General features: G+C 71.1%; 22 protein-coding genes. 9 read left to right on the top strand and 13 right to left on the bottom strand.

All coding sequences use genetic code 11. From position 1 onward, the window contains the following. Positions 1–433 precede the first annotated feature (433 nt). A complete protein-coding gene (locus ACZ7IB_RS21285) occupies positions 434–1,447 on the bottom strand; it encodes a GlxA family transcriptional regulator (RefSeq protein ID WP_470914493.1) in 1,014 nt (337 codons plus the stop codon). 74 nt (positions 1,448–1,521) lie between these two features. Between ACZ7IB_RS21285 and ACZ7IB_RS21280 the strand changes: the two genes are divergently transcribed. Beyond that, positions 1,522–2,106, top strand: a complete 585-nt coding sequence (locus tag ACZ7IB_RS21280) for a cysteine hydrolase family protein (RefSeq protein WP_470914491.1) — start codon at positions 1,522–1,524, stop codon at positions 2,104–2,106. Positions 2,107–2,109: 3 nt separating this feature from the next. Here the strand turns inward: ACZ7IB_RS21280 and proC are convergent, their stop codons facing one another. The 6 genes from proC to ACZ7IB_RS21250 all read right to left on the bottom strand — a co-directional run bounded on the left by proC (position 2,110) and on the right by ACZ7IB_RS21250 (position 6,581). Continuing rightward, a complete protein-coding gene (gene proC, locus ACZ7IB_RS21275) occupies positions 2,110–2,919 on the bottom strand; it encodes a pyrroline-5-carboxylate reductase (RefSeq protein ID WP_470914489.1) in 810 nt (269 codons plus the stop codon). 91 nt (positions 2,920–3,010) lie between these two features. Further along, a complete protein-coding gene (locus ACZ7IB_RS21270; protein ID WP_470914487.1) occupies positions 3,011–3,790 on the bottom strand; it encodes an ABC transporter permease in 780 nt (259 codons plus the stop codon). Continuing rightward, positions 3,787–4,554, bottom strand: a complete 768-nt coding sequence (locus tag ACZ7IB_RS21265) for an ABC transporter ATP-binding protein (protein WP_470914485.1) — start codon at positions 4,552–4,554, stop codon at positions 3,787–3,789. The genes ACZ7IB_RS21270 and ACZ7IB_RS21265 overlap by 4 nt, the downstream gene beginning before the upstream one ends. Positions 4,555–4,711: 157 nt before the next feature. Continuing rightward, a complete protein-coding gene (locus ACZ7IB_RS21260) occupies positions 4,712–5,548 on the bottom strand; it encodes a class I SAM-dependent methyltransferase (RefSeq protein WP_470914483.1) in 837 nt (278 codons plus the stop codon). An 85-nt stretch (positions 5,549–5,633) separates the two neighbouring features. Next, positions 5,634–6,173 (bottom strand): hypothetical protein, encoded by a 540-nt coding sequence (locus tag ACZ7IB_RS21255; protein ID WP_470914482.1) that lies wholly within the window; start codon positions 6,171–6,173, stop codon positions 5,634–5,636. An 81-nt stretch (positions 6,174–6,254) separates the two neighbouring features. Further along, complete coding sequence (locus ACZ7IB_RS21250) at positions 6,255–6,581, bottom strand: SH3 domain-containing protein (RefSeq protein ID WP_470914479.1); 327 nt, start codon at positions 6,579–6,581, stop codon at positions 6,255–6,257. A gap of 129 nt (positions 6,582–6,710) precedes the next feature. On the opposite strand from ACZ7IB_RS21250, the gene ACZ7IB_RS21245 reads away from it, so the two are divergent. Beyond that, positions 6,711–8,942, top strand: a complete 2,232-nt coding sequence (locus tag ACZ7IB_RS21245) for a serine/threonine-protein kinase (RefSeq protein WP_470914477.1) — start codon at positions 6,711–6,713, stop codon at positions 8,940–8,942. A 46-nt stretch (positions 8,943–8,988) separates the two neighbouring features. Here ACZ7IB_RS21245 and ilvD read toward each other — a convergent pair whose 3' ends face one another. From ilvD to ACZ7IB_RS21225, 4 genes are all read right to left on the bottom strand, one after another. Then, the gene (gene ilvD / locus ACZ7IB_RS21240) at positions 8,989–10,839 is read right to left on the bottom strand and encodes a dihydroxy-acid dehydratase (protein WP_470914474.1); all 1,851 of its coding nucleotides are present in this window, start codon (positions 10,837–10,839) and stop codon (positions 8,989–8,991) included. A gap of 269 nt (positions 10,840–11,108) precedes the next feature. Next, complete coding sequence (locus tag ACZ7IB_RS21235; protein ID WP_470914472.1) at positions 11,109–11,750, bottom strand: TetR/AcrR family transcriptional regulator; 642 nt, start codon at positions 11,748–11,750, stop codon at positions 11,109–11,111. Then, positions 11,747–12,574 (bottom strand): sugar phosphate isomerase/epimerase family protein, encoded by an 828-nt coding sequence (locus ACZ7IB_RS21230; RefSeq protein ID WP_470914470.1) that lies wholly within the window; start codon positions 12,572–12,574, stop codon positions 11,747–11,749. The genes ACZ7IB_RS21235 and ACZ7IB_RS21230 overlap by 4 nt, the downstream gene beginning before the upstream one ends. Before the next feature lie 93 nt (positions 12,575–12,667). Continuing rightward, the gene (locus tag ACZ7IB_RS21225) at positions 12,668–13,615 is read right to left on the bottom strand and encodes a Ppx/GppA family phosphatase (RefSeq protein ID WP_470914468.1); all 948 of its coding nucleotides are present in this window, start codon (positions 13,613–13,615) and stop codon (positions 12,668–12,670) included. Positions 13,616–13,655: 40 nt separating this feature from the next. Here ACZ7IB_RS21225 and ACZ7IB_RS21220 point away from each other — a divergent pair, with 40 nt between their 5' ends. After that, positions 13,656–14,507: a DUF3109 family protein gene (locus ACZ7IB_RS21220; RefSeq protein WP_470914466.1), complete on the top strand. Its 852-nt coding sequence runs from the start codon at positions 13,656–13,658 to the stop codon at positions 14,505–14,507. A 114-nt stretch (positions 14,508–14,621) separates the two neighbouring features. Here the strand turns inward: ACZ7IB_RS21220 and ACZ7IB_RS21215 are convergent, their stop codons facing one another. After that, the gene (locus tag ACZ7IB_RS21215; protein ID WP_470914464.1) at positions 14,622–16,520 is read right to left on the bottom strand and encodes a BACON domain-containing protein; all 1,899 of its coding nucleotides are present in this window, start codon (positions 16,518–16,520) and stop codon (positions 14,622–14,624) included. Between the two features lie 237 nt (positions 16,521–16,757). Between ACZ7IB_RS21215 and radA the strand changes: the two genes are divergently transcribed. Next, a complete protein-coding gene (gene radA, locus ACZ7IB_RS21210; RefSeq protein WP_470914462.1) occupies positions 16,758–18,170 on the top strand; it encodes a DNA repair protein RadA in 1,413 nt (470 codons plus the stop codon). Between the two features lie 80 nt (positions 18,171–18,250). Then, positions 18,251–19,375 carry a DNA integrity scanning diadenylate cyclase DisA gene (gene disA / locus ACZ7IB_RS21205; RefSeq protein ID WP_114245192.1) on the top strand — a complete coding sequence of 375 codons (1,125 nt, stop codon included), beginning with the start codon at positions 18,251–18,253 and terminating at the stop codon, positions 19,373–19,375. Between the two features lie 89 nt (positions 19,376–19,464). Here disA and ACZ7IB_RS21200 read toward each other — a convergent pair whose 3' ends face one another. Further along, positions 19,465–20,295: a hypothetical protein gene (locus ACZ7IB_RS21200; protein ID WP_470914459.1), complete on the bottom strand. Its 831-nt coding sequence runs from the start codon at positions 20,293–20,295 to the stop codon at positions 19,465–19,467. A gap of 174 nt (positions 20,296–20,469) precedes the next feature. Between ACZ7IB_RS21200 and ACZ7IB_RS21195 the strand changes: the two genes are divergently transcribed. The 4 genes from ACZ7IB_RS21195 to ACZ7IB_RS21180 all read left to right on the top strand — a co-directional run bounded on the left by ACZ7IB_RS21195 (position 20,470) and on the right by ACZ7IB_RS21180 (position 23,721). Beyond that, positions 20,470–21,114: a phosphatase PAP2 family protein gene (locus ACZ7IB_RS21195; protein WP_470914456.1), complete on the top strand. Its 645-nt coding sequence runs from the start codon at positions 20,470–20,472 to the stop codon at positions 21,112–21,114. A gap of 144 nt (positions 21,115–21,258) precedes the next feature. Beyond that, complete coding sequence (locus ACZ7IB_RS21190; RefSeq protein WP_383974542.1) at positions 21,259–22,161, top strand: HhH-GPD family protein; 903 nt, start codon at positions 21,259–21,261, stop codon at positions 22,159–22,161. Positions 22,162–22,336: 175 nt separating this feature from the next. Beyond that, positions 22,337–22,987, top strand: a complete 651-nt coding sequence (locus ACZ7IB_RS21185; RefSeq protein ID WP_470914454.1) for a SigE family RNA polymerase sigma factor — start codon at positions 22,337–22,339, stop codon at positions 22,985–22,987. Continuing rightward, positions 22,975–23,721 (top strand): hypothetical protein, encoded by a 747-nt coding sequence (locus ACZ7IB_RS21180; RefSeq protein WP_470914452.1) that lies wholly within the window; start codon positions 22,975–22,977, stop codon positions 23,719–23,721. Before ACZ7IB_RS21185 ends, ACZ7IB_RS21180 begins: the two co-directional genes overlap by 13 nt. Positions 23,722–23,726 lie beyond the last annotated feature (5 nt).

Genomic DNA, 23,726 nt, shown 5'->3' with positions numbered 1-23,726 from the left:
TCTCAAGGAACGGACGCTTCCTTCGTACTCACCCTCTCGGGCTTTCCTCCGGGCTTTTCCCTTCGGTCTTGCGTTTCCGACTCTATCAGACTCTTCCGTGTCCGATTCCCGGTCGAAGCGGGGCCGCTTTCCAGTTCTTCGCTTTCGCGTTTCCCTTTCCGGCGTTTCCGACTCTATCAGATCCTTTCGGGCCTGATTCCCAGTCAGCGGGGTTTATCTTCCCGGCCGTTGGGCCGTTCCGACGAGTGAGACTTTAGCGAATCCTGGGCCTCGACGCTAATCGGGGTCGCGCTCCTTCGAACGCGGATTCTTCATTTCGCAAATGTGCACAGAAAGTCTGGCGACAGATGTCGCTGACCAGATGTGGTTACTGCGGAATGGCTGCCCGGGGACCGACCGGAGTCGGCGCTCACATCGGACAACTCGGAGAACATTACGGATGTGGGCGTGTCGTGTCAACCTCGGGCCTGCCCGGGTTCTGATGGAAGGCCAGACGGTAGTCGCGGGGGCTGGTGGAGAGGTGGGTGGCGAAGTGCTGGCGCATGGTGATCTCGCTGCCGAAGCCGGTGCGGCGGGCGACCTCGGGGAGGGGCAGGTCCGTCTGTTCCAGGAGCTTCTGGGCTGCGGCAACGCGTTGGGTGATCAGCCAACGGAGCGGGGTCGTGCCGGTGGTGGCCTGGAAGTGGCGGGCGAAGGAGCGGGGGGACATTCCGGCGTGTGCGGCGAGGTCGGCGACCGTGTGGGGTTCGGCCAGATGGGTCAGGGCGAAGGCCCGTACCGAGGCGAGGGTGTCGGCGTCGCGGTCGGTGTGGGGCGTGGGGTGCTCGATGAACTGGGCCTGGGTACCGGTGCGGAAGGGGGCCGTGACCATCGCGCGGGCGATCGTCGCGGCCGTCTCCGCGCCGTGGGCCGTACGCACGAGATGGAGGCAGAGGTCGATGCCGGCCGCGGTGCCCGCTGACGTCCAGATGTTGTTGTCGTGGAGGAACAGGGCGTCCTGGACGACCGTCACGTGGGGGTGGTGGGTGCGCAGAAGGTCGGTGAGGTTCCAGTGGGTGACTGCCTGGCGGCCGTCGAGGAGGCCGGCCTGGGCGAGGGTGAAGGCTCCGCCGCAGAGGGCCGCGATGGGGGTGGCTCGGGCATGGGCGCGGCGCAGCGCTTCGAGGACCGGTTCGGGGGCCGGTGTCAGGTGGTCATCGAGTCCGGGGACGACGATCAGGTCGGCACGGGTGAGCCAGGCGAGGGTGCGGTCGGGGGTGAGGCAGAGGCCGCCGCGCAGAGGGATGGGGGCCGGGTCGGCGGCGGTGCGGCGCAGATCGAAGGGCGGGACGCCGCGGTCGGTGCGGTCCACGCCCCAGACCTCCGTGATGACGGAGACGTCGAATGCGCGGATGCCGGGGAAGGCGACGAGCGCGATGCGGGTGGGTGTGCGGCCGGTCGCGGGCATGGTGGCAGTAAAGCATCGATCGATGGCTTTTTGACCTCTGGGCCATAGGGGTGCGGCGCGGCAGCATCGTTCGTATGGAGATCGCAGAGAACGCAGCGCTGGTCGTGGTGGACGCACAGGAAGGTTTTGAGGAGGAGGCGTACTGGGGGCCGCGGAACAATCCCGGGGCCGATCGGAACATTGCGGGGCTGATCGATGCCTGGCAGGCGAGTGGACGGCCCGTGGTGTTCGTACGGCATGACTCGCCCAGGGCGGATTCGCCGTTGCGGGTGGGGCAGCCGGGGAATGACTTCAAGGGGTACGTGGAGGAGCGGCGGGGGAAGGGCGGTGGGCCCGAGCTGTTGCTGACGAAGAGTGTGAACTCCGCCTTCTACGGGACGCCCGATCTCGGGGCGTGGCTGGATCGGGGCGGGGTGCGGCAGATCGTGGTGGCCGGGATCCAGACCAATATGTGCGCGGAGACGACGGCGCGAATGGGCGGGAACCTCGGTTACGAGGTGTTCTTCGCGCTGGATGCGACGTACACCTTCGACGGGGTCGGGCCGTGGGGGTGGACGCTGGGCGCGGATGAGCTGGCGCGGGCCACCGCGGTGTCGTTGCACGGCGGTGGGTTCGCGAAGGTGGTGCGCAGTGCGGAGCTGATCGAGGCTGCCGGGTAGCCGTCAGCCGTTGCCGGAAGCGAGTTCGCGGCTGCGGTCGCGGGCTGCTTCGAGGGCGGCGATGAGGGCGGCTCGTACGCCGTGGTTCTCCAGTTCGCGGATGGCGCTGATGGTGGTGCCGGCCGGGCTGGTGACGGCTTCGCGGAGCTTGACCGGGTGTTCGCCACTGTCGCGGAGCATCACGGCGGCGCCGATGGCGGCCTGGACGATCAGGTCGTGGGCCTGGGCGCGGGGCAGCCCGAGCAGGATGCCCGCGTCGGTCATCGCCTCGACGAGGAAGTAGAAGTACGCCGGTCCCGACCCGGAGAGGGCTGTGGCCGCGTCCTGCTGGGACTCGGGGACGCGCAGGGTCTTGCCGACGCCGCCGAAGATCGCCTCGGCGGTGGCCAGGTGTTCGGAGGTGGCGTGGCTGCCCGCGGAGATGACGGACATGCCCTCGTCGACGAGGACGGGGGTGTTCGGCATGACGCGTACGACCGGGGTGCTCGCGGTGAGGCGGTCCTCGATGAAGGCGGTTGTGATGCCTGCGGCGGCGCTGATGACCAGGCGGTCGGCGGTGACGTGCCCGGCGAGCTCGTCCAGGAGCCGGCCCATGTCCTGGGGCTTGACCGCGAGGATGAGGATGTCGGCGCGCTTGGCGGCCTCGGCGTTGGTGACGGAATCGACGCCGTAGCGGCTGTGGAGTTCCTCGGCACGCTCGGAGCGGCGGGTGGTGACCAGCAGGTTCGCCGGGCGCCAGCCTGCCCGGATCATGCCGCTGAGCAGGGCCTCGCCGATCTTGCCGGTACCGAGGACTGCAACTGTCTGGGTCATGCGGTTCACCCTCCGGGCTGTGCTCGCGCTTCTCGGTGCGTCGTGCTGACGGTTCTCGGTGCTCGTTCCGTCATCCTCGCACCGGGGCCGGTCAGGCGGTACGTCGGCGGAGCCTGGCCGCCCCGAGGGTGAGGACGAGCAGGGCGCAGCCCGTGACGACCAGGACGTCGCGGACGAAGGCGCCGGTGACGTCGGTGTGGTGAAGCACCTCGTTCATGCCGTCGACCGCGTACGACATGGGCAGGACGTTCGAGATGGCTTCGAGGACGGGCGCCATCCGGTCGCGTGCGATGAACAGTCCACAGAGCAGGAGCTGCGGGAAGATCACGGCCGGCATGAACTGGACGGCCTGGAACTCGGATGCGGCGAAGGCGGAGACGAAGAGGCCCAGTGCCGTGCCGAGCAGGGCGTCGAGCAGAGCGACCACGAGCAGCAGCCACGGTGAGCCGGTGACGTCCAGGCCGAGCGCCCAGACCGAGAGTGCGGTGGCCAGGAGGGACTGGACGATCGCGACGGCGCCGAAGGCCAGGGCGTAGCCGCCGATCAGGTCGCCCTTGCCGAGCGGCATGGCGAGAAGGCGTTCGAGGGTGCCCGAGGTGCGTTCGCGCAGGGTGGCGATCGAGGTCACCAGGAACATCGTGATCAGCGGGAAGATGCCGAGGAGCGAGGCGCCGATGGCGTCGAAGGTGCGGGGGCTGCCGTCGAACACGTACCGGAGCAGCGTGATCATCACGACCGGGATCAGGAGGAGCAGCGCGACGGTGCGGGGGTCGTGGGTCAGCTGGCGCAGGACGCGGCTGGCGGTGGCGAGCGCGCGGGCGGGGCTGAGGGGTGGTGCGGCCGAGTGGGTCTGCGGGTGCGGGGTGCTCATCGGACGGTCTCCTGGCGGGTGGCGGCTTCGTCGACCAGGTGGAGGAACGCCTCTTCGACGGTGGCGGCGTGGGCGGCGGTGCGCAGCGCCTCGGGGGTGTCGTCGGCGAGGATCCCGCCCTCGCGCATGAGGAGCAGCCGGTGGCAGCGCTCGGCCTCGTCCATGACGTGGGAGGAGACGAGGAGTGTGGTGCCGCGGTCGGCAGCGAGGGTGTGGAAGAGGTTCCACAGGTCTCGGCGGAGTACCGGGTCCAGGCCGACGGTCGGTTCGTCGAGGACCAGGAGTTCGGGGGTGCCGAGCAGAGCCACGGCGAGGGAGACACGGGTGAGCTGGCCACCTGAGAGGGTGCCGGCCGGCGCGTCGGCGTGGCTGGTCAGGTCGACCTCGGCGATCGCGCGGGTGACGGCGGCGCGGCGGGCGTCGCGGTGGCGGCGGCCCGGCTGGAGGATCGCCGCGAAGTAGGCGAGGTTCTGCCGGACGGTCAGGTCGGTGTAGACGGACGGGGCCTGGGTGACGTACCCGATGCGCGGGCGGAGGGTGGGGTGTCCGGCGGGGCTGCCGAGCACGTCGAGGGTGCCGGTGACCTTGGCCTGGGTGCCCACGACGGCACGCATCAGGGTGGATTTGCCGCAGCCGGAGGGGCCCAGGAGGCCGGTGATCCTGCCGGGTTCGACGGTGAAGTCGAGGTCGCGGAGGACGGTGCGGTTGCCTCGTACGACGGTGAGGCCGCGAGCCTCGATGGCGACGCCCGGAGAATTCATCATGTGATGAATTTTGTTCCTGGCGGTGTCTGTCCGTCAAGAGCACGACCGGGCCGCCGTGCTGGACCTCAGCGACACCACACCGACCACGCATGCGCCGCGGCCCTGGAGGGCTGGGCCGCGGAGCGGGAGGGGCACGCGACGCCCTTCGGCGTGCGGATCAGGAGCGCGGTGGGGGTGGGGCCGGGGCCGAGCCCGGGCGGATCGCCACGCTCAGGTCGACCACGTAACTCTCCTCGACCGTGCCGTCCGGGAAGAGCTCCGCCAGCCGGTCGCGCTCCTCGGTGAGGAATCGGTGCGTGGGTTCCTCACCGAGGACGAGGAAGGCGGAGTGGCTGCCGAGGTTGGCGAGGTGGGTGTCGAGGGACACCCGTCGGGTCCAGGGCACCGTGCGGTGTACGAAGCCGAGCTCGGACGTCAGATCGCGGGAGCGGACGGGCGAGCCGTGGGCGCCCTCGTCGGCACCGAAGAAGAGGCGAAGACGGGCGTCCTGCTCGGCGATCCAGGGGACGGAATGGTCGGAGACGTTCCACCAGAGGGCGAGTGCGCCGCCGGGGCGCAGGACGCGCAGGGCCTCGGGGGCGGCGCGGCTCCGATCGGTCCAGTGCCAGGACTGGGCATACGTGATCAGGTCGGCCGCCGCGGTGGCGATGGGGAGGCGGTTGCCGTCGCCGCGCACGATCGGCACGTACGGGAGTGCCCGGTGCAGTTCTTCCGCCATGCCGGGGCCCGGTTCTACTGCGATGACCCGAGCGCCCCGGTCGTGGAGCAGTCGGGTGGAGATACCCGTGCCCGCGCCGACGTCGATGGCGCGGGTGCCAAGCAGGGGGCGGCCGGCCAGTTCCTCGACGGTGTCGAAGAGGGCGGGCGGGTAGCCGGGGCGAGCCGCGGCGTACTGGGCGGCCGCGCGGTCGAAGGAGAGGGCACGGGGCGGGGCCGGGGAGGCGGGTGAGGCGGCGCGTGCCCGGGAATCGGAGTCGGAGCCGGAAGGAAGCATGGGGCCATCGTGGCCCGCGCGGGGGCCTTGCGCCGGTGCTCGCGGGACTTGACCCGCGCTTGTGGGGCCCTGCGCTCGTGGGGCGCTACTTGCGCTTGGGCCGCTTTCCCTTGGTGGTCTTGCGGGCGGCCGGGTTTCCGGTGCGGGCCGAGCGGCGCTTCGCGTAGCGGGCCAGGGCCGTCTCGTACTCCGTGCGTCGCAGTTGCTCGCCCGGTGCTTCCTTGAACGTACGGAGGAAGTACGCGATCAGTGAGCCGACGAAGCCGATGGTTTTGAGGCCGCGCAGATTGGCCTCGCGCGCCGGATCGGCCGGGCGGCGGCTGAAACCTTCCCACGTCTTACGGAAGGCGATGGCGCTGCAGATGGCGAACATCAGGACGACCAGGATGCCGACGAGGTTGCCGACGTCGGCGATCTCCAGTCCCTGGAAGGCGAAGCGGAGTACGAAACAGGCGGCGACCGCGGCCGCGAGGGAGCCCACCGCCGCCCCGACACGTCGCAGCCCGTAGCCCCCGTCGTGGTCGACCCAGGTCGTACCGAAGAAGAGCAGGGGCTCGGGCTGCGGGCCGGGCGTGGTGGAGCCGGGCATGGCGCCGGGGCCGGGGGCTTCGCTGTTCTCGCTCACGAGGTCGATTATCCCCGGGCGGTCCCGGTCCCGATCGCCGTCCCCGTCACAGTCCCGGTCGCCGTCCCGTCGCGGTCCCGGTCAGTCGCAGCGCGGGGCGATGTAGCCGTCGCTGCCCGTGTGGACGTAGGCGTCCGCCACGAACTGGCCGTTGGCGATGTTGTCCCAGAGGTTCGAGGTGCCGTACGGGCCGGTGACCCGCTCCCCCGGCTTCTGGCAGTAGACCGGAACCTTCATTCCGTACGGAAGCGTCCTGACGATGCCGTACTGGGTGCCCGGTCCCGTGCGGACGTTGACCCGGTAGCCCGGTGCGACGGGGTACCTGGTGACGTCGTCGGTGCCGGCGAGCGCGGCCACGTCCTCGGCCGCGTCGGTGGTGCCGGTGGTGATATCGGTGTGCTCTTCCATGGCCGTGAGGCCCTCCCCCGTTGAGAGACGGTGTGTACGACGCGCAGGCTACAAGCCCCGACTGTTTCGCACGCACCATCGACTAGGCTCCGTGCGTCGCGCTTGCGGACGAACACACGGGGGTGGGCGATGCCGCCGCTGCGAGGTACCGGAGCCAATCCGGAAGCGGAGCATCCGGATTACGCCGGTCACTACCGCCTTGAGGCATGCCTCGGCGCGGGCGGCATGGGTGTCGTACACCTGGCGCGCTCCACCTCGGGGCTGCAGCTCGCCGTCAAGGTGGTACACCGGCACTATTCGGCAGACCCTGAGTTCAGGGCACGTTTCCGGCAGGAGGTCGGGGCGGCGAGGCGGGTCAGCGGGGCCTTCACGGCACCGGTTGTCGATGCCGATCCGGACGCCGCACGGCCGTGGATGGCCACTCTGTACGTGCCCGGCCCAACACTCTCCGACCAGGTGAAGCGGAACGGGCCGATGGCCCCCGCCGAACTGCGCAGACTCACGGCGGGACTTGCCGAGGCGCTTCGCGACATCCATCGGGCCGGAGTGATCCACCGCGACCTCAAGCCGAGCAATGTGCTGCTCTCCGACTCGGGGCCCAAGGTGATCGACTTCGGGATCTCCCGGCCGTACGACAGCGATCTGCGCACCGAGACGGGCAAGCTGATCGGCTCGCCGCCGTACATGGCGCCCGAGCAGTTCCAGCGGCCGCGTGAAGTCGGGCCTGCCGCGGACGTGTTCGCCCTGGGGGCCGTGCTCGTCCATGCGGCAACCGGCCGGGGGCCTTTCGACTCCGACAGCCCGTACATCGTGGCCTACCAGGTGGTGCACGACGAGGCCGATCTGGCGGGGGTGCCGACGGATCTGGCGCCGCTGATCGGCCAGTGCCTGGCGAAGGACCCTGCGGAGCGGCCCACTCCGGACGACATCATGGCGGCGCTGCGCCCTCCTTCGTACGACGCCGCCGCGTTCATACCGTCGCAACGGCGGCCGGGTGCTGTCGAAGCCCCGGCGGTGTCGGGGCCGGAGATCGTGACGGGGGCGGATGCGGATGCGGACACGCATGTAGGCGCAGCCGCGGCGGCGCGGGGCAGGAAGGCGACCGCGAGCGGTGGCGGCAAGCGGCGGTGGCTGGCAGCCGCTGCGGCGCTGCTCGTCATGGGTGCCGGTGGGGTGTGGGCTGCCGGGGTGGTGGGCGACTCAGGTGGCTCGGGCGAGTCGGAAGGCTCCGGTGAGTCGGGGGAGTCAGGCGGCACGAAGGGCTCGGCAGCGGCGTTCGCGCCGTGGCGGACGCCGCTGCCGGCCTCGGGCAGCTCCACGCCGGTCTGTTCCTCGGCGGGCACTGCCGGCGAGGAGGCGTCCGGCCCGCCCGCCGCGCTGTACTGCGCGGCGGGCGGTATCGGCGCCGCCCGGTTGGACCCCGCGGACGGCCGGGTGCTGTGGTCCCGTCACGGCCCCGCCGGGGACACCCCGTCGGTCGGCGTGGTGTCGGTCTCCGGCGGCCTGGTGCATACGGCGGTGCCGGGCGGGAAGCTCCGGGCGTACGACCCCGCCAAGGGCGAACAGGTCTGGGACGCGGACCTCTCCCCTTACCTCGGCGCTCCCTTCGCCGCAGGTGACACGCTGCTGCTGGTCAGTGAGGACGGCACTACCGAAGCGCTCGACTCCGCGACCGGCGTGTCCCTCTGGCGGCATCCGCTCACCGGGCACCAGCGGCCGGACTACGCGCTGTACGACGAAGGATCGGGGCTGGCCTACGCATTCGAGCACTCGGCCTACGGGTCCACCACGCTGGTCACGGCCGTCGATGCGGCAACGGGGCACGCGGCGTGGCAGCGGCGGCTGGACGGAATGCTCACCCCGGTGGGGACCTCGGACGGTGCGCTCGTCCTGACGTCCATGAACGGGGACGCCCAGACCGTCGGGCTCGTCCGCTACGACCCGGAACGCAAGAGCGTCGCACGGGTGGCGCTGCCGTTCCGGATGAACGAACCGGAGGTCGTGGTGGGCGGGGACACCGCGTATCTGCTGGCACACGGCGGGACCCTGGTCGCCGTCGACACGCGCCCGGCAGACGACGGGGCTGTTCGCTGGCAGCTGGAGACCGCTGCCGGGCGGACGTCGGCGCCCGTTCTCGCCACCGGGAACCGGCTGTACTTCTCGGCGGCGGACGGGCGGCTGCTCGCCGTGGACACCGAGCGCGGAACGCTGCTGGGCCAGACGAGCCCCCGGCTCCGGGACGGGAAGCTCACGTACGCATCGGCGCTGCCCGCCCCTGTCGCCGCCGGCCGGACCGTCTTCGGTACCGCGCCCGACGGGTCCGTGTTCGCCGTCGACGGACAGGACCCCGCTCACTGGTGAGAGCGGGGTCCTGCGGCAGTGTTCGCCTGCCTCGGTCAGCCTTTGTTCAGCCGAGCCTGGACACGTCCCGCACCGCACCCCGGTCCGCGCTCGTCGCCATCGCCGCGTACGCGCGCAGCGCCGCGCTGACTTTGCGGTCGCGGTCCTTCGGCGCGTACACGCCGTTCAGCGCTTCGCGGCGGGCGGTCAGCTCGGCCTCGGGAACGAGGAGCTCGATCGAGCGGTTCGGGATGTCGATCCTGATCCGGTCGCCGTCCTCGACCAGTGCGATCGTGCCGCCCGACGCCGCCTCCGGCGATGCGTGGCCGATCGACAGGCCCGACGTGCCGCCGGAGAAGCGACCGTCGGTGACGAGCGCACAGCTCTTGCCGAGGCCGCGGCCCTTCAGGAAGGAGGTGGGGTAGAGCATCTCCTGCATGCCGGGACCGCCGCGCGGACCCTCGTAACGGATGACGACGACGTCGCCCTCCTTGATCTCCTTGCGGAGGATCTTGTCCACCGCCTCGTCCTGCGACTCGCAGACGACCGCCGGGCCCTCGAAGGTCCAGATCGACTCGTCGACGCCCGCCGTCTTCACGACGCAGCCGTCCTCGGCGAGATTCCCCTTGAGGACCGCGAGGCCGCCGTCCTTGGAGTACGCGTGCTCCAGGTCGCGGATGCAGCCGCCCGCCGCGTCCAGGTCGAGGGTGTCCCAGCGCTCGGACTGCGAGAAGGCCGTCGCGGAACGCACGCATCCGGGGGCCGCGTGCCAGAGCTCGACGGCCTCGGGGGACGGGGAGCCGCCTCGGACGTCCCAGTTCTTCAGCCACTCGCCGAGGGTGGCGGAGTGCACCGAGTGCACGTCCTCATTGAGCAGACCGCCGCGGTAGAGCTCGCCGAGGATGGCCGGGACGCCGCCCGCCCGGTGGACGTCCTCCATGTAGTAGGTGCCGCCGGGAGCCACGTTGGGCGCAACCTTCGACAGGCAGGGGACACGGCGCGAGACCTCGTTGATGTCTTCGAGGTCGTAGGCGAGCTCGGCCTCCTGCGCTGCGGCGAGGAGGTGCAGGATCGTGTTGGTGGAGCCGCCCATGGCGATGTCCAGCGCCATCGCGTTGTCGAACGCGGCGCGCGTGCCGATGGAGCGCGGCAGGACCGTCGCGTCGTCCTGCTCGTAGTAGCGCTTGGTGATCTCCACGACCGTGCGGCCGGCATCCTCGTACAGCGCCTTGCGGGCGGTGTGTGTGGCGAGGACGGAGCCATTGCCGGGGAGGGAGAGGCCGAGGACCTCGGTCAGGCAGTTCATCGAGTTGGCGGTGAACATGCCGGAACAGCTGCCGCAGGTGGGACAGGCGTTCTCCTCGATACGGAGGATGTCCTCGTCCGAGACGTTCTCGTTGACGGCGTCGCTGATCGCGTTGATCAGGTCGAGCTTGCGGACCGTGCCGTCGACGAGGGTGGCCTGGCCGGCCTCCATCGGGCCCCCGGAGACGAAGACCGTCGGGATGTTCATGCGCATCGCGGCCATCAGCATGCCGGGCGTGATCTTGTCGCAGTTGGAGATGCAGATCAGCGCGTCCGCGCAGTGCGCCTCGACCATGTACTCGACGGAGTCGGCGATCAGGTCGCGGGAGGGGAGCGAGTAGAGCATCCCGGCGTGGCCCATCGCGATGCCGTCGTCGACGGCGATGGTGTTGAACTCGCGGGGGACGGCGCCTGCGGCCCTGATGGCGTCGGAGACGATCCTGCCCACCGGGGCGAGGTGGGTGTGGCCGGGGACGAATTCGGTGAAGGAGTTGGCGACAGCGATGATCGGCTTGCCGATGTCCTCGCTCGCTACGCCCGAGGCCCGCATAAGGGCGCGGGCGCCCGCCATGTTGCGGCCGTGGGTGACAGTGCGGGACCTCAGCTGGGGCATCGTCTCTCGCTCCTTCGACAGAAAAGACTGCTTCCGAGCCTACGCCTCCGGCTCCAAGATCTGGACACGGTGTCCGGTATGCGGGATGGGGTGCTCGGTGGGTGGGCGGGGGACCGGGGGGTGCGGTGGGGGGTGCACGGCGAGTGTGCCACCGTGCGGGGCTGGTCCCTACCCGTCCCTTCCTGGAACCGGGGTTCTGTCCCGGACCCCGCTCCTCAAGTGCCGGAGGGGCTGGATGCAGCTGGGAGGTGGCCGACGAGGCTGAAGTGTCAGGCTTCCGTCAGGTAGCGCTGCAGTGTCGGTGCCACCATCTCGATGATCTTCTCCGGGGGGGCCGAAGCAAGTGGCTCCGCCCGGATGACGTAGCGCAGCATCGCGATCCCGAGCATGTGCGAGGCAGCCAGTTCCGCGCGGAACGTCGCGTCCGGTACCTCCAGTGCCTCTGCGATGCGTTCCAGGAGGCGGCGCAGGACGAAGCCGCGGAGGACCTTCGCCGCCGCCTCGTGCGTCAGTGCGGACCGCATGATCGCCAGCAGGGGTGCCCTGGACGCCGGGTTCTCCCATACGGCGATGAAGTAGCGGGCCAGCCGCTCCCCCAAGCCGTCCGTGCCGCTGCCGAGGATGGCCGGGATCACCAGCGCCGGCTCGAAGGAGAGCTCGATGGCGGCCGCGAAGACCTCGTCCTTCGTACCGAAGTAGTGGTGGACGAGGGCGGAGTCGACGCCCGCCGCCTTGGCGATGCCCCGGATCGACGTCTTGTCGTAGCCGCGCTCCGCGAACTCGGTGCGAGCCGCCTCCAGGATGCGGGTGCGGGCGTCGGGGCCGGTGGTCCCGTCCGTACGGGAGGGGCGGCCGCGGCGCTTGGGGGCGGGACCGGTGGGATCAGTGGGATCGGTGTGGCCACCGGTCATGGGCGCGGCGCCTCGGCCGAGGACGACGCCAGGTGGAGCCGGGTGAAGGCCAGCGCCTCCGCCAGGTCGGCCTCGCGTTCGGCGGTGGACATGGCGCGGCGGGTGTTGACCTCGATGACGACATGGCCGTCGAAGCCGGTACGGGCCAGGTGCTCCAGGAGTTCGGCGCAGGGCTGGTCGCCGCGGCCGGGCACCAGGTGCTCGTCCTTGTTGGAGCCCTTGCCGTCGGCGAGATGGATGTGGGCGAGCCGGTCGCCCATCCGGTCGACCATCGCCATGCCGTCCGTGCGGGCCGTCGCGGTGTGCGACAGGTCCACGGTGAAGTGGCGGTAGTCGTCGTTGGTGACGTCCCAGTCGGGGGCGTACGCCAGCATCTCGCGGTCCCGGTAGCGCCAGGGGTACATGTTCTCGACGGCGAACCGCACATCGGTCTCGTCCGCCATGCGCCAGATCCCGGTGACGAAGTCGCGTGCGTAGTTGCGCTGCCAACGGAACGGCGGGTGGACGACGACGGTCGTCGCCCCGAGCCTCTCAGCGGCGGCACGGGCCCGCTGGAGCTTCACCCACGGATCGGTGGACCAGACGCGCTGCGTGATCAGCAGACAGGGCGCGTGGACAGCCAGGATCGGCACCTGGTGATAGTCCGAGAGCCGTCGCAGCGCCTCGATGTCCTGGCTGACGGGGTCGGTCCACACCATGATCTCGACACCGTCGTAACCAAGACGCGCGGCGATCTCGAAGGCCGTCGCCGTCGACTCCGGGTAGACGGAAGCCGTCGACAGGGCGACCTTCGCATCCGGGATGCGCACCACTGGTTCTGCCACTGGGACAGCGTACGGGCAGTGTGACGCCACGCCGAGAGACCCGGGCGGAAAGTGAGGAGGGCCATGGCGGGCTTCCGGCCGCCATGGCGGTGCTCAGCTCGGCGCGGCCGGCTCCGCCGGCATGTGGTCCAGACGGCGCAGGATGACACCCTCGCGCAGCGCCCAGGGGCAGATCTCCAGCTCTTCGACCCCGAACAGATCCATGGCCCCCTCCGCCACCAGCGCCCCGGCCAGCAGCTGCGCGGCCCGGCCCTCGGAGACCCCGGGCAGGGTGCCGCGCTGCTCGACCGTCATCGCGGCCAGCTTCGGCACCCACTCTTCCAGCGCCTTGCGGGTGAGGGCGCGCTGCACGTACAGGCCGTCGGTGGAACGCGCGGCACCCGCGATCCTGGCGAGCTGCTTGAACGTCTTGGAGGTGCCGACGACATGATCCGGGCGCCCGAGGCGGGTGAATTCCCCGACACTCCGGGCGATCCTGGCCCGCACATGGCGGCGCAGCGCCTTCACCTCCGCCGGGTCCGGCGGATCGCCCGGCAGCCACCCGGCGGTGAGCCGGCCGGCCCCGAGCGGCAGCGACACCGCGGCGTCCGGCTCCTCGTCCATGCCGTACGCGATCTCCAGCGAGCCGCCCCCGATGTCCAGGACCAGCAGCCGCCCCGCCGACCAGCCGAACCAGCGGCGCGCCGCGAGGAAGGTGAGCCGGGCCTCCTCCGCACCGCTGAGGACGGCGAGGTCGATGCTCGTCTCGTCCCGCACCCGGGCCATCACCTGGTCGGCGTTGCTCGCCTCCCGTACCGCGGACGTGGCGAACGGCAGAACGTCCTCGCACCCCTTGTCCTCGGCGGCCTGGAGCGCATCCATGATCGTCGCCACGAGCCGGTCCACACCGTCGGGGCCGATCGCCCCGTCCCCGTCGAGAAGTTCGGCCAGGCGCAGCTCCGCCTTGTGCGAGTGCGCGGGCAGCGGGCGGGCGCCGGGGTGCGCGTCCACCACCAGCAGATGCACCGTGTTCGAACCCACGTCGAGGACTCCGAGTCTCATACCAGGAACGCTACCGGGACCGCGGACTTACTCTTGGCGCGTGCCAAAGACGAAAAAGGCGAAGCCGGGCAAAATCACGAAGAAGCAGAAAACGAAGCAGGAGATGCAGCAGCAGGAAGTGAACGGGCCGAACCGGTCCGAAGACGAGACGGGGATCGACTTCGCACGCGCCTGGGTCGAGTTCCCGGACCCCGCGGACGACGAACAGATCTTCCGCTGCGACCTGACCTGGCTCACGTCCAGGTGGACCTGCATCTTCGGCAGTGGCTGCCAGGGCATCCAGGCGGGCCGCGCGGACGACGGATGCTGCACGCTCGGCGCGCACTTCTCGGACGAGGACGACGAGAAGCGGGTGGCGAGCCATGTCGAACGGCTGACCCCTGATCTGTGGCAGTTCCATGATGTCGGTACGGAGACGGGCTGGGTCGAGGTCGACGACGACGGGGAACGCCAGACGCGGCGCTGGAAGGGTTCGTGCATCTTCCAGAACCGTCCCGGGTTCGCGGGCGGCGCGGGCTGCTCGCTGCACATCCTGGCGCTGCGGGAGGGCAAGGAGCCCCTGGAGACCAAGCCGGACGTCTGCTGGCAGCTGCCGATCCGGCGTACGTACGACTGGATCGACCGGCCCGACGACACGCGCGTGCTCCAGGTCTCGATCGGCGAGTACGACCGCAGGGGCTGGGGTCCGGGCGGCCACGATCTGCACTGGTGGTGCACGTCGGCGACCTCGGCGCACGGGGCCGGGGAGCCGGTGTACGTGTCGTACCGCCCGGAACTCATCGAGCTGATGGGCGAGAAGGGGTACGACCGGCTGGTCGAGCTGTGCGAGGAGCGCCTGTCCTCGCTGCTGCCGATGGCGCCGCACCCGGCGGATCCGGTCGATCCGGCGTGACGGCGTGACGGCGTGATGGCCGAGGCGTAGCAACTGGGGCGTGGCGGCTGAGGTGCCTTCCGGGGGCTCGGCCGGTCACGTCGCGCGGACCGCCGCAGCCCCGGACGGACTGTTTCAGCCCGTCGGTGTGGTGGTGCCCGTACCCGGGTCGGTCGGGGTCGTGGAGCCGGACGGGTCCGGGGACGGCGTCGGATCGGTCGGGGACGGGTCCGACGGTGACGGCGTGGGGTCCGTCGGGTCGGGGGTCGGGTCGGTCGGCTGCGTGGGATCCGGCGAGGACGGGGGCGGATCCGACGGTACGGACGGGCCCGAGGGGGTGGAGGGGCCGGTCGTACCCGAGTGGCCGGGGCCGCCGGGTGACGGTGCCGTCGCCCCGGACCCCCGGATCGCCACGACCGAACCGGAAGGGGCGAGGGCGATGCGTGCGCTCCAGGGACCGGCGGGTTGCCGCAGGTGGTCCACGAGGACGCGGATCGTGATGCTCGCACCTGCGGCGAGCGAGCCCGAGGAGCTGCTGAGGCGCAGCCAGGACGCATCCGCACGGGCCGACCAGGCGACGGGTGCGCCACCCGAGGCGGTCAGGCGGATGAGTGTCGTGCCGCCGGACGAGCGGGCCTCGACGGTGAGCCCGCCGATGCCGCCCCGCACCGGACCCGAGCTGATCACCTCGGCCGAGACGTCCTGGGTGTGGCCGTCCTTGAAGCGGGCGCCGGGCTGGGGACGGGCATTGCCCGCGTTCTCGTAGTGACCGTCCGGGGTGCCGTCGAGGCCGTGGCGGACGTCCGTCTCGGTCGCGGTGACCGAGGAGCCGTCGTGGCCCTCGCCGGTCTGCGGCGCGCCGCGGTAGGCCGTCCACAGCGCGATCACCGGGGCGGCGACGACCGTCGCCACCACCGTCGTCGTCACGACCCTGGCCCGCAGCCGGTCCCGGCGAGCGGCGTGGTCCTTCGGGTCCATGGGGAAGCCCGCCCGGTCGAAGCGCGGGCCGGCGGACCGGTTCCGCCGGGCGTGGACCATCGCGACGTATGCGGAGGGCCGCGGCGCCTCGACGACCGGCAGCGCGGCGGCCGGGGTGACGGCCGCGCCCGGCCAGGGGCCCTCGGCGCCGGCCCGCTCGGCGGCCCGGCGGCAGCGGGGGCAGTCGTCGACATGGCGGACGAGTTCGCGGCGCAGGGTCGCGGAGAGCAGGACACGGTGGTCGCCGATGAGCCGGGCGACGGTGGGGCAGTTGCCGCTCTCGACGACGGCGAGGGCTGCGCGGGTGCGTTCCACCTCGCAGGCCGCGGCGGCCAGGAGCTCGCGGGCGGTCGCCGGTTCGAGGCCCAGGACGGAGGCGACGGCACGCGGGGCGAGGCGGTGGCGCACGGCGAGTTCGAGCGCTTCGCGCTGTTCGGGGGTGGTGCCGGCGGCCTCCGGCCAGGCCAGCTGAGCAAGTTCACGGCGGTGCGTCTCGGCGGCTTCGGATTCGGGGGCGTTGCCGGCCGGGGCGCCACCCGGCGTGAACGGGGCGGCCTCAGTGGCCTTCGCGACGACGGCCGGGGACGTACGGCGGCCCGCGCGCGCCCCCTGGGTGGCCGCCCCGCCCGGCTGCTTGCCCGGTGGCCCTCCCCCTGCCCGCTTCGCCTCACGCCTCGTCTCCTGCTCGGCCGACCGCCTTCCCGACAGCTTCCCGGCATTGTGGCGGTGCGCCTGACGGCCCTGTTTCTGCTCGGCGAGCTTGCGCAGACACGTCCATCTGGCCAGCGCATACAGCCAGGATTTACGTTCCTCCTCACCCGCCGGGCACCGGCCGTCCTGCCGTTCCGCGATCGCGAGCACACCGCCGAGCGCCTCGGTGGCGGCATCGTGGTCGCAGAGCACGGAGAGGCAGTAGGTGAACAGGCCATCGAGATGCGGCTCGTAACGCGCAGGCGGCCGCTGCGGCGAAGGCTGCGCCGAGGAGTGGGGCGCACGGCGTCGCGCCCGGTGTGCGCCGGTGGTGTGCGTGGGGGGCTCCAGCCTGCTGCTCGTCACCTGGCGACCGTAGGCAGCAGAGAGCATGCCTTAAGCGCCCCTTCGGCGCATTTAATCCTTACGGGTGAACGTATCGCTCAAAAGGGGACAGGGATCCCTGCTACAGGGGACGGAATCCCTGATTTCGCCGGAGCGCCGGGCCGATCCGGGGGCCACCGGCGGGCGCGCGCCCGCGCCGGGCGGCGTCGGCCGACCGCGCCCGACGGCATTGTCGGACCCCACCTATACGGTTGCGCCATGGCTGCCCGTACGAAATCCGCGAAGGACCGGCCGTCCTACCGCTGCACCGAATGCGGCTGGACGACCGCCAAGTGGCTCGGCCGCTGCCCCGAATGCCAGGCATGGGGGACGGTCGAGGAGTTCGGCGGCGCCCCCGCCGTGCGGACCACCGCGGCCGGCCGGGTCAGCACCGCCGCGCTCCCCATCGGCCAGGTCGACAGCCGGCAGGCCACCGCCCGGTCGACCGGCGTCGGCGAGCTGGACCGGGTGCTCGGCGGCGGTCTCGTGCCGGGTGCCGTCGTGCTGCTCGCGGGCGAGCCGGGCGTCGGGAAGTCGACGCTGCTGCTGGACGTGGCCGCGAAGGCGGCGAGCGACGACCACCGCACGCTCTATGTCACCGCCGAGGAGTCAGCGAGCCAGGTCCGCCTGCGCGCCGACCGGATCCGGGCGATCAACGACCATCTGTATCTCGCCGCGGAGACCGACCTGTCCGCGGTCCTCGGCCATCTGGACGCCGTCAAACCGTCGCTTCTCATCCTCGACTCCGTACAGACGGTCGCCTCGCCCGAGATCGACGGGGCGCCCGGCGGCATGGCACAGGTCCGGGAGGTCGCCGGTGCCCTCATCCGGGCCTCCAAGGAACGCGGTATGTCCACGCTGCTGGTCGGCCATGTCACCAAGGACGGGGCAATCGCCGGGCCGCGGCTGCTGGAGCATCTCGTCGATGTGGTGCTGTCCTTCGAGGGCGACCGCCACGCCCGCCTGAGGCTCGTACGGGGCGTCAAGAACAGGTACGGCGCGACCGACGAGGTCGGCTGCTTCGAGCTGCACGACGAGGGCATCACCGGGCTCGCCGACCCGTCCGGGCTGTTCCTCACCCGCCGCGACGAACCCGTGCCCGGCACCTGCCTGACCGTCACCCTGGAGGGCAAGCGGCCGCTCGTCGCCGAGGTGCAGGCGCTGACGGTCGATTCCCAGATCCCTTCGCCCCGGCGCACCACCTCGGGTCTGGAGACGTCCCGGGTATCGATGATGCTGGCCGTTCTGGAGCAGCGCGGCCGGATCAGCTCGCTCGGCAAGCGGGACATCTACAGCGCGACGGTCGGCGGTGTGAAGCTCTCCGAGCCCGCCGCGGACCTCGCGGTCGCGCTGGCGCTGGCCAGTGCCGCGAGTGACACACCACTCCCGAAGAACCTGGTGGCGATCGGCGAAGTAGGTCTCGCGGGCGAGGTCAGAAGGGTTACGGGAGTCCAGCGCAGGCTGGCCGAGGCGTACCGTCTGGGCTTCACGCACGCGCTGGTTCCGACCGACCCCGGGAAGGCCCCGGTCGGTATGAAGGTCACAGAAGTCGCCAACATGGGTGATGCACTGAGAGTGCTCCCGCGCCGGTCCCGCGCACAGGCCCCACAGGAGGAGAACGCGCGCCGGTAGACTTTGCCCTGGTCTCGCCCGTCCGTACGAACGGCATGAGGGACGTAAGGGCACCGCAAACCTGTGACCGGAGGAGTGCAGTGGCAGCCAGCGACCGGGCAGCATCGCCCGGAAAGTCCGGCCAAGGCACCGGTAACGAGGCGCTGATGCGCGCCTCGTTGACCGCCGTCGCGCCCGGAATGGCCCTGCGGGACGGCCTGGAGCGCATCCTCCGTGGCAACACCGGCGGGCTGATCGTCCTGGGCATGGACAGAACCGTCGAGTCGATGTGCACCGGCGGATTCGTGCTGGACGTGGAGTTCACCGCGACGCGCCTGCGCGAGCTGGCCAAGCTCGACGGGGCGCTGATCCTCGACAAGGACATGACCAAGATCCTGCGGGCCGGTGTGCAGCTGGTCCCGGACGCCTCCATCCCCACCGAGGAGACCGGCACCCGCCACCGCACGGCGGACCGGGTCTCCAAGCAGTGCAACTTCCCGGTCGTCTCGGTCTCGCAGTCGATGCACCTCATCGCGCTGTACGTGGACGGGGAGCGCCGGGTCCTGGAGGAGTCCGCCGCGATCCTCTCCCGCGCCAATCAGGCACTCGCCACCCTGGAGCGGTACAAGCTCCGGCTCGACGAGGTCGCGGGCACCCTCTCGGCACTGGAGATCGAGGACCTGGTGACGGTCCGGGATGTGACGGCCGTCGCGCAGCGGCTGGAGATGGTCCGCCGGATCGCGACCGAGATCGCGGAGTACGTGGTGGAGCTGGGCACCGACGGCCGGCTCCTCTCGCTCCAGCTAGACGAGTTGATCGCGGGCGTCGAGCCGGAGCGAGAGCTGGTCGTGCGCGACTATGTGCCGGAGCCGACCGCGAAGCGGTCCCGTACGGTCGCCGAAGCACTGACCGAACTCGACGCGCTCTCCCACACCGAACTGCTCGAACTCCCCGTCGTGGCACGGGCGCTGGGATACAGCGGCTCGCCGGAGACGCTGGATTCGGCGGTCTCGCCGCGCGGCTTCCGGCTGCTGGCGAAGGTACCGCGGCTGCCCGGGGCGATCATCGACCGACTGGTGGAGCACTTCGGCGGTCTGCAGAAACTCCTTGCCGCCAGCGTGGACGACCTCCAGACGGTGGACGGGGTCGGCGAGGCGCGGGCGAGGAGCGTGCGCGAGGGGCTGTCGCGACTGGCCGAGTCGTCGATTCTCGAGCGGTACGTGTAGCCGCACGCGCAGGAGGCGCAAAGGCGGTGCCGGGGCCCGGGAGACCGGGCGCCGAAGTGTTTTCCGGAGCCGGCCGGCCCCTCGGGTTCTCAGTCCTTCTCAAGGCGGAACGAGGCACGCTGCACCGGCTCGCCCGGCGCCTTCGCCTCGACCAGGTACGTACCCGGCGCCGCGGTCCCCGCGGGCGGCGTCACGCACTGCGGGGTGCTCTTCTTGCGGTCCCACTCCACGGTGTGGACGACGGTCGAGCCTGCCGGGACCTTCAGCAGCAGGCTGCCCGCGTTGCGCGGGCAGTCCTTGGAGGACCACACCTGGCTGTCGTCGCCACCGGCCTCGGTGATGGTGAGCACCGCGCTCTTCGGCCCGAAGTCGGCCTTGCAGGTGGTGGACGAGGTGTTCTTGGCGATCAACCGGAACTTCGGCTTCTCGCCGGGGCTGTAACTGAGTTCGGTGCTCAGGCTCAACTGCAGTGCGCCGGTGGCGCAGTCGGGGAGCGAGGAGCCTGCCGGGACCTGCTCTCCGGTTGTCGCGCCGCTTCCGCTCACACCGCCGGCTCCGGTGTCCGATCCGCTGCCGGTGTCCGTGCCGCTGTCACCGTCACCGCCGTCGCTCGCGCCGCCGTCGGAGCCCGCGCCCGTACCGCTGTTGTCTCCGCCGCCGCTGCCCGAGTCGCCCGACTCGTCGCGTCCGCCGGGCTGTTGGCCGATGGCCGGGCCCGACTGGGAGGGGCCGGGAGTGATCGCGTGCGCGGGGCCCTTTCCGCCGGGCCGGGAGTCGTCCGTGTTCCCCTTGCCGCCGCCGGAGGTGACGGCCCACACGATCAGCAACGCGAGCAGCGCAACCAGCGTCGCCGCTACGGCCCTCCGTCGCCAGTAGATGGTGGAGGGAAGCGGCCCGATCGGATTACGCAAAGATCCCACGGCGCAAACTGTACGAGAGATCGGCGCCAACTCCCGCCCCACCCGCCGCCCGGCCCTCAGGTTTTACGGATCATCATCTCGGGACGGCCTGCTCCAGCCCCCCTATTTCCGCCGAGTTGGACCTCGGGGATCGCCCAAGGTGACCACCCGGTTTTGTTGACTACCCTCTGTCACATGGATAGTTCATCTACTGCCCCGCTCTACCGGGACATCACCGACTTCGCGCATGACATGCCGTCATGGGTGCAACACCTGGCCGAGATATGGACGGAGCTCGGGCTCCTGGTCTTCGGCGCCCTGTTCATCACCGGGTGGTGGCGTGCCCGACGGGCGGACGACGGCGCCCTGGCGCTGGCGGTGCTCGCACCCATTGCGACGGCCTTCGCCTATGTGGGCAGCGAGGTGCTCAAGTCGATGGTGGACGAGGAACGCCCTTGCCGGGCAGTCGTCGGGGCGGCGGCCTCGCTGGTGCCGTGTCCGCCGACGGGCGACTGGTCGTTCCCCAGCAACCACTCCGCGATCGCCGGCGCGGCAGCTGTCGCCCTGGCGATCGCCCGGCCCCGGCTGGCCTGGCTCACCGTGCCGCTGGCGCTGCTGATGGCCTTCTCGCGGGTCTTCGTCGGGGTGCACTATCCGCATGACGTGGCAATCGGCCTGCTGCTGGGTGCGGTGGTGGCTGCCGTAGCGGTCGCCGCGCTGTACCGGCCGGCACGGTCGCTCGTCCGGACGGTGCGGGGCAGCGGGGCGCCTCTGGCCGTCTGGGCATCGGGCCCGGGGGCGGCGGCCGGCCGGTCCGGGCGGCGGGGCAAACGGCACTGACCGGCCGGGGGAGTCTCCTTGGGCCGGTTGCCGGATATCGCGGGGACAGACGGGTGGCAATATCACCCCAAGGGCCCTGAGGAGGAGCGACACCACCGTGCGCGGAGCCGTCCTCTGCCCTTCCGTGTCAGGATCGGCAATGCGATGACTGCCATGACTGCGACACAGACGCCCCCCGCCTCCCTCCACGCTCCCGTCATCGGGTGGTTCGAACAGCACGCCCGCGATCTGCCCTGGCGCCGCCCCGAAGCGGGCGCCTGGGGTGTGATGGTGAGCGAGTTCATGCTGCAGCAGACCCCCGTCAGCCGGGTCCTCCCGGTGTACGAACAGTGGCTGGCCCGCTGGCCGCGCCCGGCCGATCTGGCCGCCGAGCCGCCCGGTGAGGCGGTCCGCGCCTGGGGCCGGCTCGGCTACCCCCGCCGGGCGCTCCGCCTGCACGGGGCCGCGCAGGCAATAACTGAACGGCACGGCGGCGACGTACCGAGCGAGCACGGTCAGCTGCTCGCACTGCCCGGGATCGGTGAGTACACCGCGGCGGCCGTGGCCTCGTTCGCGTACGGACAGCGGCATGCCGTACTCGACACGAACGTCCGCCGGGTGTTCGCCCGGGCCGCGACCGGCATCCAGTACCCGCCGAACGCGACCACCGCCGCCGAACGCAAGCTCGCCCGGGCCCTGCTCCCCGAGGAGGACGAACGGGCCGCCCGCTGGGCCGCCGCGACGATGGAGCTCGGCGCCCTCGTCTGCACCGCCAAGAACGAGGACTGCACACGGTGCCCGATCGCCGGGCAGTGCGCCTGGCTGCTGGCCGGAAAGCCCGCACACCAGGGGCCCCCGCGGCGCGGTCAGACCTACGCCGGCACGGACCGGCAGGTGCGCGGACGGCTGCTCGCCGTGCTGCGCGAGGCCGTGGCACCGGTGCCGCAGTCGGCACTGGACGCGGTGTGGGACGAACCGGTGCAGCGAGCCCGCGCGCTGGACGGTCTGGTCGCGGACGGCCTGGTCGAGCCGCTGGCCGGTGGCCAGTACCGGCTGCCGCTGAGCTGAAGGTCCCTGCCGCCCTCTCCCCCGCTGTTACACAACCGATGGACAGCCGTGCGTCAGCGTATGGCTGCTCCGCACAGCCCCGTGACAACAGCTCCGTAGCGTCAGCGACGTCAGCCCGGCCGATCGATGGCTGACGGCGGTTCTACGGGGATCTACGGGGACGGAGGCGGTTGGAATGGCGCAGGGCGAGGTGCTCGAATTCGAGGAGTACGTACGCACTCGGCAGGAGGCACTGCTGCGCAGTGCGCGCCGGCTGGTCCCCGACCCCGTGGATGCGCAGGACCTGCTGCAGACCGCCCTGGTCCGTACGTACGGCCGCTGGGACGGCATCGCCGACAAGTCCCTCGCCGACGCCTATCTGCGTCGCGTCATGATCAACACCCGTACCGAGTGGTGGCGGGCCCGCAAGCTGGACGAGGTACCCACCGAGCAGCTGCCCGACGCCAGCGTCGATGACGGCACCGAGCAGCGCGCCGACCGCGCCCTGCTGATGGATGTGCTGGGCGTACTGGCTCCCAAGCAGCGCAGCGTCGTCGTGCTGCGACACTGGGAGCAGATGAGTACGGAGGAGACGGCTGCGGCGCTCGGCATGTCGGCCGGTACGGTGAAGAGCACGCTGCACCGTGCGCTGGCGCGACTGCGCCAGGAGCTGGAAAGCCGTGAGGCAGCGAGCAGGGAGGCCAGGCTCCGGGAGGAGCGGGGTCTGACGGCGGCCGACCGTGCTCCGGCCGTCGGCGCTCCGGTGCGTGCGCGGTCAACGGCGCAGGTACGGGCGCAGGCGGGCAGGCGTATGGACGAACGGGGGCGGGAGCGGTGCGCGGCCTGACAGCCAGCGATGACAGCGATAACGGCGACGGCGCCCGTGGCGGCGCAAGAGACGACGGTGGCCGCGGGGCCACCGGCAGTCGTGGCCGGGTCCTGACCGGCTGGGCGGCGAGCACCACGACCCTGGTCGGGCTCGCCGCTTTCGGGTTGCTCGCCGCCGGCTGCTCCACCGGCGGTACCGGCACCCGGGACGAGGGTCCGGCAGGCTCCCAGCCGGTCGCCCAGGTCACGCCCAGCGCCGATCCGACGTCCACGGCGAAGCCCACGCCCCGGATCGATCCCGTGGTGCTGCTCAAGCGGGACCCCAAGGTCAGCGAGCGGGTCAGGACGGATCTGAAGCCCTGCAGCGGCTCCGAGTACCCGGTGGACACCTCGTACGGCACCATGACCGGCGGCCCCTCGGCCGATGTCGTAGTGAACGTGATGACCTGCGGCGATTCGGTGGGCGTCGGAACCTATGTGTACCGCCAGCGGGGCAACGGCACGTACGAGAACGTGTTCGCCATCGAGCAGCCCGCGGTGTACGGCACCATCGATCGCGGTGATCTGGTGGTGACGGCCCAGGTGTACGAGAAGAAGGACTCGGTCGCGTACCCCTCCGGCGAGGAAGTGATCACCTACCGCTGGGCGGACAACCGGTTCAGCGAGCGCGACCGGGTGCACAACGACTTCAACCGAGCCGTCGGCAATGGGGAAGCCGGTCTTCCGGAATCCGCCGAACCGGCGGGGAACTGAGAGCA

The organism is Streptomyces sp. NPDC037301, assembly GCF_055602785.1.
This window is presented reverse-complemented; position numbering and strand designations above follow the sequence as displayed.